The organism is Shewanella olleyana, from assembly GCF_023283825.1.
Lineage (GTDB): Bacteria > Pseudomonadota > Gammaproteobacteria > Enterobacterales > Shewanellaceae > Shewanella > Shewanella olleyana.
In genome coordinates this window covers 26,391-45,609 of sequence record NZ_JAKILD010000005.1, presented here as the reverse complement: position 1 = coordinate 45,609, position 19,219 = coordinate 26,391, and the positions used below count along the sequence as shown (strand labels likewise).

Below are 19,219 nucleotides of genomic sequence, written 5' to 3'. Positions count from 1 at the left end.
CTAAATAGGGGTTGTGATGATTTCTCCGCTGCACCAAACGGCTTTAAACTCACCTGAAGCAACGGCTATTCAGTTACCAACGACTAGCCATCATTATGCTTGGCAGAATGTCAATGAAACAGTCAACAATGAAACTGCTAACAATGAAGCTGTTAAAAATCAATCAGTAAGTCATCACACTATCAGTTACTTGCAGCTGAGCCATATCGTTTCAAACCTCGTTGAGTCGCTAAAAGTCCAGAAGGTTAGCCGAAATAGCCGTATCGCTTGTATCAGCAGCAATAACCTTGAAATGATTTGCCTATATTGGGCATGTGTTGATATCGGCGCTATCTTTTTACCCATATCTCCTCGCTTTCCTGCATCGCAAGTCGCTGAGTTGTGTCAGCGATTTGAAATCGGCTACTTTTGGTCTGAAACCATTAATGTTGACGTCACTAATACTGAACTTATTAGAGATAATTCAACAGACAAGACAGCTGAGCCTGAATTCGCGGCTACTTCACAGCTTAAACTTGAGCTAACTGACAAGCCGTTTAGCAAAAAAAATACACTTAGCAAGCCAACTGTAGATGCGGATAAACCGCTTAATATCATTCTCACTTCAGGTTCAAGTGGCAAGCCTAAAGGCGTAGTGCATTGCTTAGCAAATCATATTGCTAGTGCATCGGGTTCTGCCGAAAATATTCCATTAACACTAAATGACAGTTGGCTATTATCCTTGCCGCTGTTTCATATCGGCGGCTTAGCCATTATTAACCGCTGTGCGTTGGCGGGCGCGGCACTGGTATTAAGTAGCAAGCATGCTTTATGGCAACAGATCACCGATGCAGATATTAGCCATGTGTCGTTAGTCGCTGCACAGTTAACTGAGATTTTAGCCCAACAACCACAGGCATTAGATAAGGTAAAAGCACTCTTGTTAGGTGGCGGCGCTATTGAGCCTCATTTAGTCTCAGCACTCGCTGATAGGCATATTAATGCTTATTGCAGTTACGGTATGTCTGAGATGAGTTCGCAAATCACCACTGCATTGATTAACCCACAAGGGCATTTAGGTAAGCCGCTCAACAATAGGCAGCTAACTATCCGTGATGGTGCAATTTGGGTTAAAGGTGAGTGTTTATTTTTAGGATATTTAACACAAGGTAATACTCAGCAGTTGCAGCAGCAAGTCGAGCACTCAGAACAAGCTGACAAGCAGCCACAAGAGCAAATACCACTATCAAAAGCTATAGATGAACAAGGCTGGTTCAACACCCAAGATTTAGGCGAGTTCGACGCCGATGGTAATCTTCTCTTGCTTGGCCGTACTGATAATATGTTTATTTGTGGCGGCGAGAATATCCATCCTGAAGAAATCGAAGCAGCAATCAAGGCCCATCCCTCGGTCCAAAATGCCATTGTGTTTGCACAAGAAGATCTCAAATTCAGCTTATTGCCAGCAGCGATTATCCAACTTAAAGCCAATGCGCAGTTAAACGGCCCGTCTACTAGTGAATTAGACGTTAGAGAGCCAGAGACTAAAACTACAGAGGCTCAAACCTCAGAAAATAGGCTTACGACATTCACTGCAGCTGACATTAATTCAATAGAAGAATTAGTGCTGACAAAAATTGCTCGCTTTAAACGCCCGCGCCATTACTACACTTGGCCTAATGACGTAGAAACCACTGGCCTAAAAATCCCCCGCAAAGCCATTATTGCTGCAGTTAAGCAGCGGATAACTAAATCATAAATCCAAACTAAAACTATCAGCCAGAAGCCATAAGCCATAAGGCTCAAATTTCAGTCATAAAAAAACCTGCCGTAGCAGGTTTTAATGGTTTCGTTTCAGGTTGAAACGCTGGAAACTAGATTTCCATACAAGACTTAAGCTTGTTCATTGCGTTCTTTTCAAGTTGTCTAATACGTTCTGCAGACACTTGGTAAGTCGATGCTAATTCTTGCAATGTGGTTTTATCATCATCTAACCAACGCGCACGTAAAATATGCTGACTACGCTCGTCTAATGTTTTGATTGCTGAAAATAAACGTGCTTGAGAATCAGATTCCCAATTTTCGTTCTCAACTTCAACCGCTACATCTGAAGAATGATCTTCTAAATAATGAACAGGTGCAAAATCAACACTGCTGTCATCGTTATTGTCGCTGGCTAAATCAAATGCAGGATCTTGCGCCGCCATACGCGACTCCATTTCGGTGACGTCTTTTTTAGACACCCCTAGATTCTCTGCTACCATGCCGACTTCTTCATCGCTAAACCAGCCTAAACGCTTTTTAGTTTTACGAATATTGAAGAATAGTTTACGTTGCGCTTTAGTGGTTGCGACTTTCACAATACGCCAGTTTTTAAGCACGTATTCATGAATTTCAGCTTTAATCCAATGCACAGCAAAAGACACTAAGCGAACGCCAACACCAGGATCAAAACGTTTTACCGCCTTCATCAAACCGATGTTACCTTCTTGAATAAGGTCAGCTTGTGGCAAACCGTATCCAGAATAACCTTTAGCCACATGCACAACAAAGCGCAAATGAGACATAATCAATTTCTTTGCAGCTTGTAGATCGCCGGTTTCTTGCAAGCGCTTGGCGAGCTCATGCTCTTCTTCCGCCCCAAGCATCTCGATGCCTGTGACTGATTGCATATAAGCTTCTAAGCTGCTACTTCCCCTAGGGACAGTGAGTGACATAGATTGCGATTGAAAGGCCATTAAAGCTCCTACTATTACTGCGTTTTTAACACTTATCTAACTTAAAATATTTTAAGTTAAGTGGTGAACTATCTATTATCGGACAACATATGTCAACAGTGGTTCAACACAAGGATGCACACAAAATGCGCGCTGAATTATATTCTGCTGAATCCAAAGCAATTGCAAGTGAACAAATGTTCATTTTTAGCCCAAAATAATCTTACCAACGTATTCTACAGACACAGTACGACAGTAATATTAAGAAGGTTCAATTGCGCGTAGATGCTGTCTCACCGACAAATAAGAGCCTAACCAGCCTAAAAATGACGCCAGTAATACCAACTTAACTAACTCAGCAAAACTTAATGCCTGAATTTGCAGTTGGCTGCCATATAAACCAAGCAGTTCAGCTAGAGCTGAGTCGAGATACCAGACAAGAAGGTTAATGATGATCCAAGCGAGCACGCCGCCAATCACCCCATACCATATGCCTGTGTAAAGGAAGGGCCTTTGAATAAAGGCTTCAGTTGCACCGACTAATTTCATGACTTCGATTTCGGTGCGGCGATTCATAATCGCTAATCGAATCGTATTACCAATGACTAGTACCACAGCTAATACTAATAACGCAGCAATCGCCAGTACCGTGCGCTCAATGAGTCTCACCATGGCTTGCAGCCGTTCTAGCCATTCAATATCTAAACGACCAAAACTCACTTCTGGTTCACGCTCAAGCTTTTCAAGTAATTGTCTCGCACCTTCTGGGCTTGAATGACGCTCTAAAGGCGTTACTACAACCACTGCTGGTAAAGGGTTGCTGTCTAAATAAGATAGTGCTTCACCAAAACCTGAAAGACGTTGGAATTCTTCTAGGGCTTGATCCCGATTGATGTAATGCACCACATCCACTTCGGCGTAAACATTAATCCGTGAAATCAAACTTTGTATTGATTGCTCACTGCGGCCTTCATTAATGAATAAAGAAATCTCGGCTGCGTTATCCCAAGACTGGGTAATATTCTCAGCATTTTTAACCAGTACTTGCAGCGCAGCCGGCAAACTCAAGCTGACGCCAAGAACGGCCATGGTCATCACTGAAGACACTGGGTTACGCCACAGCTCACCGATGCTCGCCATCGCTTGCTGTACGTGGCGAACAAAAAACATCACCAAGCGTCCAGTAAAAGGCAGTTTGCTGGCAGTAATTTTAACTTTATTGGTCATTAAATCTGCCCCTGACTTTCAGCTGAATAGATTTCATCACCACCAAGCATTTTGCCTTGGCGTAAAGTTAACGTGCGGTATTTCATTCGCGCAATTAACCCCAAGTCATGGGTCGCGATAAGCACACTGGTACCAGCATCATGAAAGGTTTCAAATAAACGTAGGATATCCATCGATAACTTAGGGTCTAAGTTACCTGTTGGTTCATCGGCAAGCAGTAAAGGAGGTTTATTCACAATCGCGCGAGCGATGCCAACACGTTGCTGTTCACCACCCGATAGCATCACGGGTAAATGACGTTCTTTGCCATAAAGGCCAACCATATCTAATGCGCCAGCAACACGTTTACGAATTTCACCGTGAGAAAAACCTTCAATCACCAATGGCAGCGCGACATTATCGAATACGCTCTTATCCATTAATAAGTGATGGTTTTGAAAAATCATGCCGATATTACGGCGAAGGTACGGCACATGTTTTTTGCCGAGTTTGGCAATATCATGGCCGTTAATAGAGACTTTACCCGCACTCGCGCGCTCAATCACGGTGATCAATTTGAGCAAGGTACTTTTACCTGCGCCAGAATGTCCGGTTAAAAAGGCCATTTCACCTTGTTGGAGATGAAAATTAACTTCTGAGAGTGCTTTTTGGCCACCCGGATATATCTTACTGACTTGCTCAAAATGGATCATATGTGACTATTCTGCCTTATCCTGACTAAATAATGCTTCGATAAAATCGTTTGAATTAAAGGTACGTAAGTCATCAATCTGCTCACCCACACCAATGTGGCGAATAGGGATATTAAACTTATCTGCAATGGCGAAAATCACCCCGCCTTTTGCCGTGCCATCTAACTTACTAATCGTGATACCTGTAACGCCTACTGCTTCTTGGAAAAGTTGAGCTTGGCTAATGGCATTCTGGCCTGTGCTTGCGTCCAAAGTTAGCATCACTTCATGGGGTGCATTCGGGTCTAGTTTCTTCATGACGCGAACCACTTTCTTAAGCTCTTCCATCAAGTGACTTTTGTTTTGCAAACGCCCTGCTGTATCAGCAATTAATACATCAACATTACGTGCTTTCGCCGCTTGCAGCGCATCAAATAGTACCGAGGCACTATCTGCACCAGTATGCTGTGCGACCACAGGGATTTCATTGCGCTGTCCCCATACTTGTAATTGCTCAACGGCTGCCGCACGGAAGGTATCACCCGCAGCTAACATGACAGATTTGCCTTGTTTTTGATACTGTTTTGCTAATTTACCAATGGTGGTGGTTTTACCCACACCATTTACACCGACCATTAAAATAACGAATGGACCATCGGTATTTTCTGGCACTAAAGGAATCGCAACAGGGTCTAGGATGGTTTGCATTTCATCACGCATCAAATCATATAATGCTTCAGCATCTTTAAGCTGCTTACGTGATGCACTGTCCGTCAAACTATCAATCAAACGAGTGGTAGTTTCAACGCCAACATCTGCAATTAATAGTTGTTCTTCTAGCTCTTCAAATAAATCGTCATCGATTTTCTTGCCGCTGAAAATCCCCATAAAGCCACTACCAATGTTTTCACTGGTGCGCTTAAGGCCACGTTTAAGACGGGCAAAAAGACCTTCTTTTACGGGTTTAGCTTGAGGCTCTGGTTCTGTTTCTTCAGTTTGAGCTGCTTCATCTTCAAGGCGCTGTGCTTCTAAACGTTCAGCCTCAATACGATCAGTTTCAATACGATCAGCTTCTTCTTGTGCTAACTGCTCTTCTGCCAAGCGAGTTTGTTCAGCAACACGTTGTTGCTCAGCTAATCTATCTGCTTCAATTTTTTCTTGAGCTGCTTTTTCTTGAGCTGCTTGCTCAATGGCTTTTTGCTCGGCAGCAAGACGTTCAGCCTCTATTCTTTGCGCTTCCGCTTTTTCTGCCGCTAAGCGTTCAGCTTCTAGACGCTCAATCTCGATGCGCTCTGCTTCTAAACGGGCTAACTCGACGCGCTCAGCTTCCAGTCTCTCAGCTTCCAGTCTCTCAGCTTCCAGTCTCTCAGCTTCCAGTCTCTCAGCTTCCAGTCTTTCCGCTTCAAGCTTTTCTGCTTCGAGCCTTTCTATTTCTAGTCTTTCTATTTCTAGTCTTTCTGCTTCAATTCTTTCTTTTTCAAGACGGCTTTGCTCTTCAACACGCTGTTGCTCAGCTAAACGCTCTGCTTCAGCATGTTCTTCTGCTGCTTTTTGTTCTGCAGCAAGACGTTCGGTTTCAAGTCTTTCAGCATCCAAGCGCTCTGACTCTAAGCGATCTGCTTCAGCTTTATCAGCTGCGGCTTTTTCTGCTAAGGCTTGTTCTTGAGAAGAATGGTCGGCAACTTGTTGCTCAACAGTCGCTTGCTCAGAGGTTTGTTCTACACTTGTAGTATCGATTTGCTCTTGTGCGTTCTCGGTTGTAACGTTCTCTTGTTCTTTGGTTTTGTCTTTACGAAACCACGAAAAAAAACCTTTCTTTGCCATGTCTACTACCAGTGCTTATTGAGCTAAAAAATTCGGAAAAATATTCTCGATAACCTATTACCTATAATGTCACAAGGATTGCTCACCTTTACGCATCAGTTTGGTATAAAATATCGAGTATTCTAATTGGTTGCATAGTCTACCACTTTCTTTGTTCAGGCAAAATCACGAGGGCAAAATGTCCAAAAATAAGTCCGCCAGCGGCCAAGTCAGGATAATTTCAGGACAATGGCGTTCACGAAAACTTCCTATTCATGATCTTGAAGGTCTTCGTCCAACCACAGATCGTGTACGTGAAACCTTATTCAATTGGTTAGCAGGCGATATCAGTGGTGCAAGAGTATTGGATTGCTTTGCAGGAAGTGGCGCCCTCAGCCTAGAAGCATTATCTCGCTATGCAACTTACGCTCGTATTTTTGAACTGCAAGCCAGTGCAGCTAAACAGTTACAACAAAATTTACAGACATTAAAATGCGAAACTGCCGATGTTGTTAATGGTGATAGTTTAGCGCTGCTAGGAAATGGCAATAAAGATAAAGGGTTTGATATCGTATTCGTCGACCCTCCTTTTCGAAAAGATCTCGCCAATAAAACCATTGCATTGCTGAATGAAAAACAATGGTTGAACGAAAATGCACAAATTTATGTCGAAACGGAATCCGACCTAGCTCATCTCGAAGTCCCGAGCACTTGGGTTGAACTTAAACAAAAATCGGCGGGGCAAGTCACCTACCGTTTATTCCAATATCAAATCGATTAAAGGTTAACGATGAAATTTTTTATTCTGGCAGGTAAAAGCTTTACTCTGCTTACTTGGTTCGTGATGTTTTATAACCTGTTCATGCCATTTGAGGGGCAAGTGAGCATTATTCTCAACATTCTGTTGCTGATTACTGCTTTTATGCACTTTTTCCAATTGCTGATTTTCCATACCATGTTCAGCACGCTACTGAAGCTTAAGTTTGTGGATTTCATTAAAGTCTATTTCACTGGTGTATTTGGGCTGCTTGAATATCGTCAGAAAGTTATCGACTTACCTAAAACTGAAGGTAAATAATTAATCAGACAACTTATAAAATTCAGTGTATAAGCCTCACATTCGTTTTTATGGTTTACCCACTTTAGATTCGTTGGCAGAATTATGTGGATTTTCAAAGCAGCAATTACAAAGACGATTGCAGCGTAATGGCCTTAGTTTCACTGAATTAATGCGCTACATTTTAGGTAATCTAGCGATTAAATATATGATTGAAGGTAAGCCAGTTGCAGAGATTTCGAATTTGCTAGGTTATGCAAGTGTGCGCAGTTTTAATAAAAGCTTCCAGCGCTTTCACCGCCAAACACCCACTCAATACATTGAAAAAATTCATCAAAAAAGCCCTCAATAGAGGGCTTTCATAAACAGGTTTCGCGATTTACTATTTATAAACTGGTAGTAAATCTGCCATTGCGAGTAAATGACAAGCAGCAGTTAACACACCGAATAGAATAACCACCACCACTAATGGGGTGCCACCTGGTACTCTGAAGCTGTTCTCATCAGGGAACATTTTACGCGATTTATAGGCCATCATGGCAGGTACAATTGCCGCCCAAATAGTGGCTGCTAATGCCGCAAAACCAATCGCGATTAAGAAACCATTAGGGAACAATAATCCTAATACCGTAGGCGGAATAAAAGTCACTGTCGCAGTTTTTATACGCCCATTAACTGATTCATCAAAACCGAATAAATCTGCTAGGTAATCAAACAAGCCTAAGGTGACCCCTAAGAATGATGATGCTACTGCTAAATTGGCAAATAGAGTCAGCATAGTATTCAGCCATGCATTAGACATCACATCAGACAAAGCACCAACCAATACGCCCATATTACCGCCTTGAGCAATAATATCGTTGAACTGACTGCGAGGAATATTACCCATAGTCGCCACTAACCAGCAGCTATAAATCACTAACGCGATAAAAGTACCAATACAGATGGCTTTAATAATTAAGCTAGGCTGCTTGCCATAATACTTCACTAAACTTGGCACATTGCCATGGTAACCAAAACTGGTTAAACCAAAAGGAATCGCGGCTAAAATATAAGGAGCGAAACTCGCTTCACCATCTGGTACTAATAACTTAACGCTATCAACATCAATCAGTAAATTACCTACCGCGAGGAAGAAGGTAATGATCATACCGCCCAGCATAATCGTGGTAATACGGTCAACGACCTTGGTACTGATCATCACAATACCAGCCAGTACAAGGGCGAACACTAAGCCGGCAATACTTTGCGGTAAATGGATCCCCATACCTGACAAGGTGTGATTCACAATGGATCCACCGCCACTAATGTATGCGTAAGTCAGAATATATAATACGAAGGTAATTGATAGACCATTAACAATACGCCAGAACTGACCTAAAGTGACTTTAGTTAACGTATCAAAACTGTCCCCTGGTTTAAAATGTAGATTGGTTTCAAGCAGCATTAAGCCTGAAACCAACATACAAAACCAAATACCGACCAGCATGGCAATAGAATAGCCAAACCACATGCCAGCACTAACAACTGGAAGGGAAAACATACCGGCACCCACTGTGGTTCCGGCAATAATCATTGCGCCGCCTAACAAAGATTTAGTTTGTGGCTGCGTTTGTGTTGAACTCATAAAGTTATTCGTTACCCATGTTCCATAGTCACACTGTCGACTATGGTTTTACGAACAGATAATCGCAACATGCCATTGGCATGATCGCGGATTCGGATGACAGCAAATTGATTGTCACTACCCGACAAGTGCCCTAATTCTTTTAATTTTACACTCAAATTATTGTAGAGTTTTTTATCATAAAACTCTGGCGCAGTAATTCCGTGTAAAGCACCTAAACGCTGAGCTAACGTGTGGCTCGCGCTTTCTAGATCTGAACGTTCAATATCCGGTTTGTAAGCCAGTAAATTAAAGATAATCGCGTAACGTTGTAATGTCTCACTGACAGTTTCAGACAATAGCATTAACTGGGTAATATTACCTTGATTGACTTCAAACTCATCACTGCCGCTGATCAAACCTTGTTCCACGAATAAGTTTAAAACATGGTCGACATAAGCCGGTAAATCTTCAATACCCATGAATAACTCAGCTTTGAGTAATGGGTAAAAATCATTAACTATGCTGTGAATGCGTTCACGGCTATGTTCTTCATACTGGACTAAGCAACTCGCGATTAATGAAGGTACAGCCATTAAATGAATGATGTTATTGCGGTAATAGCTCATCGCGATCACAGCGTGTTCTTCAATGGCAATAATTTCGCCCAACTTATCCGACGTAGAAGTAAACTTTTTCAGCGATAAACACTGATCAACCACTTCAGTTGGATTACCTTCAGCTACTGAGGTGTAACCTGTATATGGCACTTCTTTTAACAGCTTGAGGTATAAATCTAATTGTCTTTCAAGCTCACTTCGCTCTAATGCATTTTGCTCAGAAGCCAATAACACCATACTGGTTAAAGTAACAGAACTCGCCGCAGCAGCACTGTTGATATTGGTCATCACTTTATTAGCTAACGTGTTTACTGCAGGTGTTAACCAAGTAGGTTTTTGCTCAGGATCTTGAGCAATTTCCTCACGCCAATCTGGCGCTTGTTGGGTTAAGAATTGCTGCACGTTAATCGGTTCACCAAAGTTCACATAACCTTGGCCAAAGTTACCTAATTTACGCAGTGCACCAAATACCTGCCAAACAGATTCTTTCTGTTTTTTCTTACCACTTAACTCTTTGTGATAAGTCGATACTTCCATTACGTGATCGTAGCCTAAGTAAACAGGTACTAAGGTCACAGGACGCTCAATACCTCGAAGTACGCTGTTCACAGTCATGGCTAACATACCTGTTTTCGGCGCTAGTAAACGACCCGTACGAGAACGACCGCCTTCAGTGAAGTACTCAACTGAATAGCCTTTAGCAAATAACTGATCTAAATATTCGCGGAACACAGCAGTATAAAGTTTATTACCGTTAAAACTACGACGAATAAAGAAAGCACCACCACGGCGGAACATCGGCCCAGCAGGCCAGAAGTTTAAGTTAATTCCTGCTGCAATGTGCGGTGGAACCATACCTTGATAGTAGAGGATATAAGATAATAATAAGTAATCCATGTGGCTTCGATGACATGGCACATAAACAATTTCATGACCGTCATGGTGCAGCTTTCGAACTTGCTCAGCACTTTTAATACTGATGCCACTGTATAGCTTGTTCCAGAGCCAAGTTAAAAAGCGCTCAGCGATGCGGATAAGGTTATCTGAATAATCAGCGGCAATTTCATCAAGGTACTCAATGGCTTTTTCACGGGCTTTTTCTTCAGATATCTTTTTATTTGCCGCTTCTTCTTGAATCGCTTTAGTAATAGATTCAGATTTTAGCAGCGAGTTAAACATAGCCTGACGATTCGGCAACTGCGGCCCAGTCATTACTTTGCGCTGACGTCTGAAATGAACTCGCGCAACACGAATAAGTTTATGGGCAATACTGACATCAGTGCCGTGCTCATCTGCCATATAACGCAGAGACATCGCGTTAGAGAATTGAATAAAGTTATGACGACCTAGAAATAAAATCATTAACCACTTACGCAGCCAAGTCGGGTTTTCACGTTCAAAAACCGCTGCGGTCATAGTGTCATCTTCTTTACCAGGAATACGTCCCCAATAAAGGCTAACTGGCACCAATTGAATATCTAACTCTTTATTCTTTTGGTGTAAGTCGAGCAGTTTAGTAAAGTTTGCAACGAATTTCTCACCGCTATGGCGTTTACCAAACAGAGGTTTGCGACCTTCAACACACACAATTCTTGGTGTATTTAATCCATCAATATCCAGTCGTTCATAGGGACTAGGGAGATCATACTTTGCGGTAATTTCATTTAGCGCCGCGATATCACTTAGCGACTCAGTCTTCATGACATAGACCACTGGCTTGTCACGGTCTAAGTTTAAGTCAGCGAACGGATCTTCAGGCACAACAACACTGTGTACCATGAGTTTCTGGATCCAACGCAACGATTTAGCAATGATAGAGTCTGGTTTTAGCATGAGTATTCGCATTATCAACAACGATTTATTGCGCATAGGATACCAGAATCTAGATGGGATTCACTATCCTGCTGTAATGTAGTTAACAATTGAGCAGCAATGTCCCCCCTCCAGCCCCCTCAATAGATAAGCAATTAAGTTGCGCTTTTATGCTTATCATAAATCATCAACAGTACTGTATAAATATACTGTATCGATAGAAAACCACTGTTTAATCACATCAAATGAAGTTTCCAAAAAAGAAAAATTGTAATTACAGCAACCTAATAAGTCTCTGTTTATAAATGATATAAAATAAGATTGATATTAAATCAGCAAACCATTACTGGCTTATTGTCAGAATTTCATTGGTTAATACTTGCGCGCCCTTAAATACTGTATATAATGACAGTCACTGTATAAAAAAACAGGAATCAACATGAGACCTTTAACGCCACGACAAGCTGAAATTCTAGAACTAATTAAATGTAATATTGCCGAGACAGGTATGCCACCCACTCGTGCCGAAATTGCCGCTAGATTAGGCTTTAAAAGTGCCAATGCCGCAGAAGAGCATTTAAAAGCACTTGCGAAAAAAGGTTGCATCGAAATCATCCCTGGCACTTCACGCGGTATCCGCATGGTGCAGGAAGAAGAGGAAGTTGAAGAAGGCTTACCTCTAATTGGTCAAGTTGCAGCGGGTGAACCTATCCTCGCAATGGAACATGTTGAGCAATACTTTCAAGTAGATCCTGAAATGTTCAAACCTAATGCTAATTTCTTATTACGCGTTCGTGGCGACAGTATGAAAGACATTGGCATTATTGAAGGTGACTTACTGGCTGTGCATAAAATGCAGCAAGCTAAAAATGGCCAAGTCGTTGTTGCTCGTGTTGATGATGATGTCACCGTAAAACGTTTTGAAAAGAAAGGTAATCTTGTTTATCTCCACGCAGAAAATGAACAGTATTCACCGATTAAAGTAGATTTAACTTGCCAGAGTCTGACAATTGAAGGACTTGCTGTTGGCGTTATTCGTAATGGAGGTTGGTTATGAACACATTATTAGGTAATGCACCACGTCATCCAGGTTTATGGATGGATATGGCATCAGCAACGGCGCCAGTTAAACAAGGTATTGAAACCAAACAAAGTGCCAACCAAGGCTTAACTGAACTCACTCAGCTTTGTGGTCAATTAGCCGTATTAAGTCAGCAAGGTCGTTGGATTGTGTTGATTAATCCACCTCATATTGGCTATAAGCAAATACTGGCTAACGCCAATGTCCGTATGGATCGAGTATTACTTGTTCATACCAAAGATGAAGTTGAAACACTGTGGGCAATGGAAAAAGCATTAACAAGTGGTACATCCAGTGCCGTTATTACTTGGACAACACCACTTGATGCCCGCGATAATCGCCGTATTCAGTTGGTTGCCAAAAGCGCTCTTGCGCAAGGCGTTATCATTGAAGATGTAAATACTCACTTACATGATCAACACATGAGTGACAATGCTCCGGCAGCGCCAACAAGATTAAATTTGTCAGCTTTTCATTAAGCCAGTCTCTCTTAGAAAAGCCCTTCACGAGTGTGAAGGGCTTTTTTTGCGCCTTTTTTCAGCAAATTAGATGATAAAGTGATCTTGATCAATATTTAATCTCCAAGTAATGTAGTTAACAAGAGGGTAACAATTTGCTGTCACTCTTGAGTTAGTAAAATGATAAAAAGCTACAAAACGCTGTAAAGATTGTGCTGGTACCATGCGGTATAGAAAGCCTTGAATAAAAAGCGTCAATTTAAGAATTGAAAAGTTCAGTATTAGGTACAAGTGTGGCCACCATAACCCAATAAAATAATCGAGTATTGATACTCGCTGCCACCGTGTACTTTGAAGTGATCAAACTTTTTCGGGAATAGAAAAGTTTGCATAGAGCAGAGTATTACTGTGTGACTTTTCCTTGTAATTGCAAATCGCAATTGGCAGAGGAGTGGTCTTGTGAAGCGATTGTTGTATGGATTAATGGGGCTGCTGGTTGCAGTACCGCTTACTGCGGCTGAAATGCCGCTTAACATGACACAAGGTGTGACAGAAATCAGTGGTAAGGTTTATGACCTCCATATGATTATTCTATATATCTGTTGTGCGATTGGTGTTGTGGTCTTTGGGATCATGATTTACTCAATGATCTATCACAGAAAATCAAAAGGCGCTGTGCCTGCTGACTTTCATGACAGTACCAAGGTTGAAATTGCATGGACTGTCCTGCCATTTATCATCCTTATTGGTATGGCAATTCCTGCCACTAAAACTCTGATTGCTATGGAAGATCCTAGCGATGCAGATTTAACCATTAAGGTTACCGGCTCTCAGTGGAAATGGCATTACAGCTATTTCAACGAAGACGTCGAATTCTTCAGTTTACTCTCAACCCCTGCAGAGCAAATCCAAGGTTCTGCTGAAAAGACTGAAACTTACTTACTGGAAGTCGATAAGCCGCTCGTTTTACCTATTAATCGTAAAGTTCGATTCTTGATGACCAGTGATGATGTTATTCACTCTTGGTGGGTACCTGCATTTGCGGTTAAAAAAGATGCTAACCCTGGTTTCATTAACGAAGCCTGGACAAAAATCGATAAAGTCGGCACCTATCGCGGCCAATGTGCTGAGTTGTGCGGAAAAGATCACGGCTTTATGCCAATCGTGGTTGAAGCGGTTTCTGAAGCCGATTATGAGCAATGGTTACTTGACCAAAAGCAGTTAGCCGTCGACGCCAAAGCTGCAGCTGAGGCCTCACTTTCGCAAACACTCACCTATGACGAGTTAATGGCTCAAGGTGAGCAAGTCTATATGGGCGTTTGCGCCGCATGTCACCAACCAAACGGTGCTGGTCTTCCCGGTGTATTCCCATCACTTATTGGTAGTCCACTGATTAAAGGCCCAGTAAGTGATCATGTTGATATTGTGGTTAATGGTAAACCTGGCACTGCGATGCAAGCATTTGCTAAACAGCTTACTGCTGCTGAAATTGCTGCTGTTGTGACCTACGAGCGAAATGCTTGGGGTAATAACTCTGGCGATGTAGTGCAAGCAGCTGATATTAATGGCGGCGGTTCAACAGCTGAAACTAGCCCTGCTAGTGACAGTGCTACACCAGTGACCTTACCTGCAACCGCTGAGCAAGTAGAGCAAGTAGAGCAAGCTGCAACTGAAGCGGTAACCGAAGTGGTAGAAGAAGCAAAAGCTGAAGTCGTACTAGATGATTTAGCCATGGAAGACTTAATGACCATGGGTGAGCAAGTCTACATGAGTAATTGCGCCGCATGTCACCAAGCTGCAGGCACAGGATTACCTGGTGCTTTCCCTTCATTAATCGGTAGCCCAGCCATTACAGGACCTGTTGAAGGGCATATTGAAGTTGTCGTCAATGGCAAAGCGGGTACAGCAATGCAGGCATTTGGCTCTCTACTCACACCGCAACAACTCGCAGCAGTAATTACCTATGAGCGAAACGCTTGGGGTAATGATTCTGGAGATGCTGTACAGGCTTCTGACGTTGATGGTCATGGAAAGTAAGGGATTAAAATGAGCACTATTACACAAGATACAACCGAAGCTCATGATGGTCATTCTCACGATGACCATGGCCATGATGATCACCATCATGGCGCGCCGAAAGGCATCATGCGCTGGATTTTAACCACTAACCATAAAGACATTGGCTCATTATATTTATGGTTTAGTTTCATCATGTTTCTCACTGGCGGTGCAATGGCGATGGTTATCCGCGCCGAATTGTTCCAGCCAGGATTGCAATTAGTTGATCCAAACTTTTTCAACCAAATGACCACAGTTCACGGACTGATCATGGTATTTGGTGCCGTTATGCCTGCCTTTACGGGTTTAGCTAACTGGCTTATTCCAATGATGATTGGTGCGCCAGATATGGCACTGCCTCGGATGAATAACTGGAGTTTTTGGATTCTGCCATTCGCGTTTGCCATTCTATTAAGCTCACTATTTATGGAAGGCGGCGGACCGAACTTTGGTTGGACCTTCTACGCGCCACTATCAACGACTTATAGTCCTGATACCACGGCATTATTCGTCTTCTCAGTACACATTATGGGAATAAGCTCCATTATGGGCGCGATTAACGTGGTCGTGACTATTGTGAATATGCGCGCACCGGGTATGACATGGATGAAGTTGCCACTGTTCGTTTGGACTTGGTTAATTACTGCATTCTTATTGATTGCCGTGATGCCCGTACTCGCAGGTGCGGTCACCATGGTATTAACCGATAAATACTTCGGTACTAGCTTCTTCGATGCTGCAGGTGGTGGCGATCCTGTGATGTTCCAGCATATTTTCTGGTTCTTCGGTCACCCTGAAGTTTACATTATGATTTTACCCTCCTTCGGTATTATCTCAGCGATTGTGCCAACCTTTAGCCGCAAAAAGCTATTCGGTTACTCATCCATGGTTTACGCCACCTCAAGTATTGCGATTCTGTCGTTCTTGGTATGGGCGCATCACATGTTTACTACGGGTATGCCGGTATTCGCCGAGCTATTCTTCATGTATTGCACCATGTTGATTGCGGTGCCCACAGGGGTAAAAGTGTTTAACTGGGTCGCGACGATGTGGCGTGGTTCAATCACCTTTGAAACGCCGATGTTATTTGCTGTCGCCTTTATCATCTTGTTCACTATTGGTGGGTTCTCGGGTCTGATGCTGGCAATTACGCCTGCAGATTTCCAATACCATGATACTTACTTCGTGGTTGCCCACTTCCATTACGTGTTAGTGACCGGTGCAGTGTATTCCATTATGGCTGCTGCTTATTATTGGCTGCCTAAATGGACGGGCCATATGTATAGCGAAACCTTAGGTCGCTGGCATTTCTGGTGTAGCACCATTTCAGTCAATGTGTTGTTTTTCCCAATGCACTTCTTAGGACTTGCGGGCATGCCGCGTCGTATTCCTGATTATGCAATTCAATTTGCTGATGTTAACCAAATCGTCTCTATTGGTGGGTTTGCATTTGGTTTATCGCAACTTATCTTCTTAGCTGTTGTGATTAAGTGTATTAGAGGCGGCGAGAAAGCAGCAGATAAACCTTGGGAAGGCGCTGAAGGTCTAGAATGGACCATCGCAAGTCCAGCACCTTATCACTCATTCACTACACCACCAGAGGTAAAGTGATATGAGCCAGCCAACAAAATCAAACCGTAAATTACTCATAGGTCTCGTACTGGGCTCTATTGGTATGTTCGGCTTTGGTTTTGCACTGGTACCGCTTTATGACGTGCTGTGTGACACCTTGGGGATTAACGGAAAACCCCAAGGCACCGCGAGCAGTTATGAAGCGGTGGTCGTTGATAAAGATCGCACCATTACTATTGAATTTATCGCCCAAGTACAAGGCAGCATGCCATGGGAGTTTGGCCCTAAGGTGAACAGTATTAAAGTTCACCCAGGCGAACTGACCCGCACTGCATTTTTAGCAAAAAACCTTTCTGCTAAACCCCTTGTCGGCCAAGCAATACCCTCGGTATCGCCTGGTCAAGGTGCAGCGTATTTCAATAAAACCGAGTGTTTCTGTTTCAATCAACAACCCCTAGCTGCAAAGGCTGATGCTGAACTGCCATTAATCTTTTATGTGGATCCAGACTTACCAGATTCCATTAAAACTTTGACTCTCTCTTATACCCTCTATGACATCACAGACAAACAAACTGCGGCCATAGAGCAAGGAGCAGCAAGATGACAACTAAACATGAAAACTATTACGTGCCAGCGCAAAGCGTTTGGCCCATTACCGGCGCTATAGGATTATTCCTCATTGCTTTTGGCGCAGGTTCTTACGTTCAACAGTTAGCCACTGAAGATACTTCAGGTGGTTACATCCTAGTGGCTGGTATTGCAGTCATTATCTTTATGCTATTTGGCTGGTTTAAAAATGTCATTGATGAATCAATGTCAGGCTTATATTCAGCCCAAATGGACCGTTCATTTCGCCAAGGTATGAGCTGGTTTATTTTCTCTGAAATTATGTTCTTCGGGGCATTTTTTGGGGCTTTATTCTACGCCAGAATGGTGGCTATTCCATGGTTGGGTGGTAGCTCGAATAATGCCATGACCCATGAAGTTTTGTGGCCAACGTTTGAAGCCATGTGGCCATTAGTTAAAACCCCTGATGGCACCACCACAGAAGCTATGCCTTGGACAGGATTACCGCTTTATAACACCCTTATCCTTTTGGCTTCTTCGGTCACCCTGCACTTTGCCCATGTGTCACTAGAAAAGTCTAAACGTAGCGCATTAAAAGTCTGGTTAGGCTTAACCATTTTATTGGGTATCGGGTTCTTATTTTTGCAGGTTGAAGAATATGTTCACGCTTACCAAGAAATGGGGCTAACGCTTTCATCTGGCATCTACGGAAATACCTTCTTTTTGCTCACAGGTTTCCATGGCATGCACGTCACACTGGGGACGGTGTTCCTGATTATTCTGTTCTGTAGGGTACTCAAAGGTCATTTCACCCCAGAAAGCCATTTTGCCTTCCAATCAGGCAGTTGGTATTGGCATTTTGTCGATGTAGTTTGGCTCTGTTTGTTTATTTTTGTCTACGTCATTTAAACAAACTAATAAGGCCTTGGATTAGGGGTTACCCAACCTAATCCTAAGGCCAGTAATAACAGCATCATCACCAAAGCAGAAAAGATAACTCGGCGTCCTAAATACTGACTCATTGGTTGTTTATTTTCAGCTTTAACCATAATAAACAAGGCTCTAGCTAGATTAAATAATATGAATACAAGCAGCAGTACTAATACAAGCTTGAAAATAACTAAGGTATCCATGGGCTCTCCTTTGCGAGTCTGGCGACTATCTACTGGGTTATTGCTGCTTGTTACTGTGAGTGTGTTTTGTATTTTGGTCAAGTTAGGCGTTTGGCAACTTGATAGAGCTGAACAAAAAAACGCGTGGCAAGCGACCTTGTCAGCCAGACAAGCAGCGAGTGAATTAAGTTTTGATGAATTACTTGCTTTTGATGCTGATGAAAGACTCAGTGGTTACCGTTTAAACGTCAACGGGACTCCGGTTAACCAGCAAATATTACTACTCGATAACCAAGTATTTGAAGGTCGAGTGGGCTATTTAGCCTACCAAGTATTTCAAATTTCAGATTCTGATTTGCAAGACTCAGATTCTAATTTCCAAAAACAGCCTTGGCTAATGGTTGAATTAGGCTTTGTTGCAGCCAATATCGATCGTCGAATTTTACCTGATATTACCCCAGTACCATTGTCAGCCATTGATCTGACAGGTCGTGTTTATCAAAAACAGATTAATCCTTTAAGCCACCAGCTCCATGCAGAAGACGGCAATGTGATGCGTTTTCAAAACCTCAATTTAGCGGCCTTAGCTGAGAAAATAGGCCACCCACTGGCACCAGTAGTACTGCAGCCAGATTCAATTCCTAACCTTGCATTACCTAAGCCTTGGACACCGATTCCATTATCAGCCCAAAAGCACCAAGGCTACGCGCTGCAATGGTTCACTATGGCGGCGGTATTTTTATCACTGATGCTATGGATTGGATGGAAATACTTATTAAAAGCGACACCTGAAAGTGCAACTCGTGGCACTAATAGCAAGACAACTAGCAAGACAACTAGCAAGACAACTAGCAAGACAAGTGAAGACCAATAAAACCA

At 42.7% G+C, this 19,219-nt stretch carries 18 protein-coding genes; 11 read left to right on the top strand and 7 right to left on the bottom strand.

The features are described from left to right. Positions 1-16: 16 nt before the first annotated feature. Positions 17-1,738, top strand: a complete 1,722-nt coding sequence (locus L2735_RS05015) for an AMP-binding protein (protein ID WP_248983668.1) — start codon at positions 17-19, stop codon at positions 1,736-1,738. Positions 1,739-1,853: 115 nt separating this feature from the next. Here the strand turns inward: L2735_RS05015 and rpoH are convergent, their stop codons facing one another. The 4 genes from rpoH to ftsY form a co-directional block, all read right to left on the bottom strand. Continuing rightward, the gene (gene rpoH, locus L2735_RS05010; RefSeq protein ID WP_248983667.1) at positions 1,854-2,717 is read right to left on the bottom strand and encodes an RNA polymerase sigma factor RpoH; all 864 of its coding nucleotides are present in this window, start codon (positions 2,715-2,717) and stop codon (positions 1,854-1,856) included. A 240-nt stretch (positions 2,718-2,957) separates the two neighbouring features. Continuing rightward, the gene (gene ftsX, locus L2735_RS05005; RefSeq protein WP_248983666.1) at positions 2,958-3,923 is read right to left on the bottom strand and encodes a permease-like cell division protein FtsX; all 966 of its coding nucleotides are present in this window, start codon (positions 3,921-3,923) and stop codon (positions 2,958-2,960) included. Beyond that, the gene (gene ftsE, locus L2735_RS05000; protein WP_153916778.1) at positions 3,923-4,615 is read right to left on the bottom strand and encodes a cell division ATP-binding protein FtsE; all 693 of its coding nucleotides are present in this window, start codon (positions 4,613-4,615) and stop codon (positions 3,923-3,925) included. The genes ftsX and ftsE overlap by 1 nt, the downstream gene beginning before the upstream one ends. Before the next feature lie 6 nt (positions 4,616-4,621). After that, a complete protein-coding gene (ftsY, locus tag L2735_RS04995) occupies positions 4,622-6,418 on the bottom strand; it encodes a signal recognition particle-docking protein FtsY (protein ID WP_248983665.1) in 1,797 nt (598 codons plus the stop codon). A gap of 178 nt (positions 6,419-6,596) precedes the next feature. Between ftsY and rsmD the strand changes: the two genes are divergently transcribed. From rsmD to L2735_RS04980, 3 genes are read left to right on the top strand one after another with little or no spacing between them, the layout of a single operon-like run. Then, entirely contained in the window at positions 6,597-7,178 is a 582-nt protein-coding gene (rsmD, locus tag L2735_RS04990; protein WP_248983664.1) for a 16S rRNA (guanine(966)-N(2))-methyltransferase RsmD, read from the top strand. Between the two features lie 9 nt (positions 7,179-7,187). Continuing rightward, positions 7,188-7,475 (top strand): DUF1145 domain-containing protein, encoded by a 288-nt coding sequence (locus L2735_RS04985; protein WP_248983663.1) that lies wholly within the window; start codon positions 7,188-7,190, stop codon positions 7,473-7,475. Between the two features lie 25 nt (positions 7,476-7,500). Next, positions 7,501-7,806 carry a helix-turn-helix domain-containing protein gene (locus L2735_RS04980; RefSeq protein WP_248983662.1) on the top strand — a complete coding sequence of 102 codons (306 nt, stop codon included), beginning with the start codon at positions 7,501-7,503 and terminating at the stop codon, positions 7,804-7,806. 30 nt (positions 7,807-7,836) lie between these two features. On the opposite strand, the gene mtr is transcribed toward L2735_RS04980, so the two are convergent. After that, complete coding sequence (mtr, locus tag L2735_RS04975) at positions 7,837-9,081, bottom strand: tryptophan permease (RefSeq protein ID WP_248983661.1); 1,245 nt, start codon at positions 9,079-9,081, stop codon at positions 7,837-7,839. Between the two features lie 11 nt (positions 9,082-9,092). Next, positions 9,093-11,513 (bottom strand): glycerol-3-phosphate 1-O-acyltransferase PlsB, encoded by a 2,421-nt coding sequence (gene plsB / locus L2735_RS04970; RefSeq protein WP_248983660.1) that lies wholly within the window; start codon positions 11,511-11,513, stop codon positions 9,093-9,095. A gap of 418 nt (positions 11,514-11,931) precedes the next feature. Here plsB and lexA point away from each other — a divergent pair, with 418 nt between their 5' ends. From lexA to L2735_RS04940, 6 genes are all read left to right on the top strand, one after another. Next, positions 11,932-12,549 carry a transcriptional repressor LexA gene (lexA, locus tag L2735_RS04965; protein ID WP_248983659.1) on the top strand — a complete coding sequence of 206 codons (618 nt, stop codon included), beginning with the start codon at positions 11,932-11,934 and terminating at the stop codon, positions 12,547-12,549. Beyond that, complete coding sequence (locus tag L2735_RS04960) at positions 12,546-13,052, top strand: cell division inhibitor SulA (RefSeq protein ID WP_248983658.1); 507 nt, start codon at positions 12,546-12,548, stop codon at positions 13,050-13,052. Before lexA ends, L2735_RS04960 begins: the two co-directional genes overlap by 4 nt. A gap of 438 nt (positions 13,053-13,490) precedes the next feature. After that, on the top strand, positions 13,491-15,068 hold the full coding sequence (gene coxB, locus L2735_RS04955) for a cytochrome c oxidase subunit II (RefSeq protein ID WP_248983657.1): 1,578 nt from the start codon (positions 13,491-13,493) through the stop codon (positions 15,066-15,068). Positions 15,069-15,077: 9 nt separating this feature from the next. After that, the gene (gene ctaD, locus L2735_RS04950) at positions 15,078-16,700 is read left to right on the top strand and encodes a cytochrome c oxidase subunit I (RefSeq protein WP_248983656.1); all 1,623 of its coding nucleotides are present in this window, start codon (positions 15,078-15,080) and stop codon (positions 16,698-16,700) included. 1 nt (position 16,701) lies between these two features. After that, positions 16,702-17,265, top strand: coding sequence for a cytochrome c oxidase assembly protein (locus tag L2735_RS04945; protein WP_248983655.1), 564 nt, complete (start codon positions 16,702-16,704; stop codon positions 17,263-17,265). Next, complete coding sequence (locus L2735_RS04940; protein ID WP_248983654.1) at positions 17,262-18,137, top strand: cytochrome c oxidase subunit 3; 876 nt, start codon at positions 17,262-17,264, stop codon at positions 18,135-18,137. The genes L2735_RS04945 and L2735_RS04940 overlap by 4 nt, the downstream gene beginning before the upstream one ends. 5 nt (positions 18,138-18,142) lie before the next feature. Here L2735_RS04940 and L2735_RS04935 read toward each other — a convergent pair whose 3' ends face one another. Continuing rightward, entirely contained in the window at positions 18,143-18,361 is a 219-nt protein-coding gene (locus L2735_RS04935) for a DUF2909 family protein (RefSeq protein WP_248983653.1), read from the bottom strand. Between L2735_RS04935 and L2735_RS04930 the strand changes: the two genes are divergently transcribed. Further along, positions 18,360-19,214 carry an SURF1 family protein gene (locus L2735_RS04930; RefSeq protein WP_248983652.1) on the top strand — a complete coding sequence of 285 codons (855 nt, stop codon included), beginning with the start codon at positions 18,360-18,362 and terminating at the stop codon, positions 19,212-19,214. The genes L2735_RS04935 and L2735_RS04930 overlap by 2 nt on opposite strands. Positions 19,215-19,219: the final 5 nt, after the last annotated feature.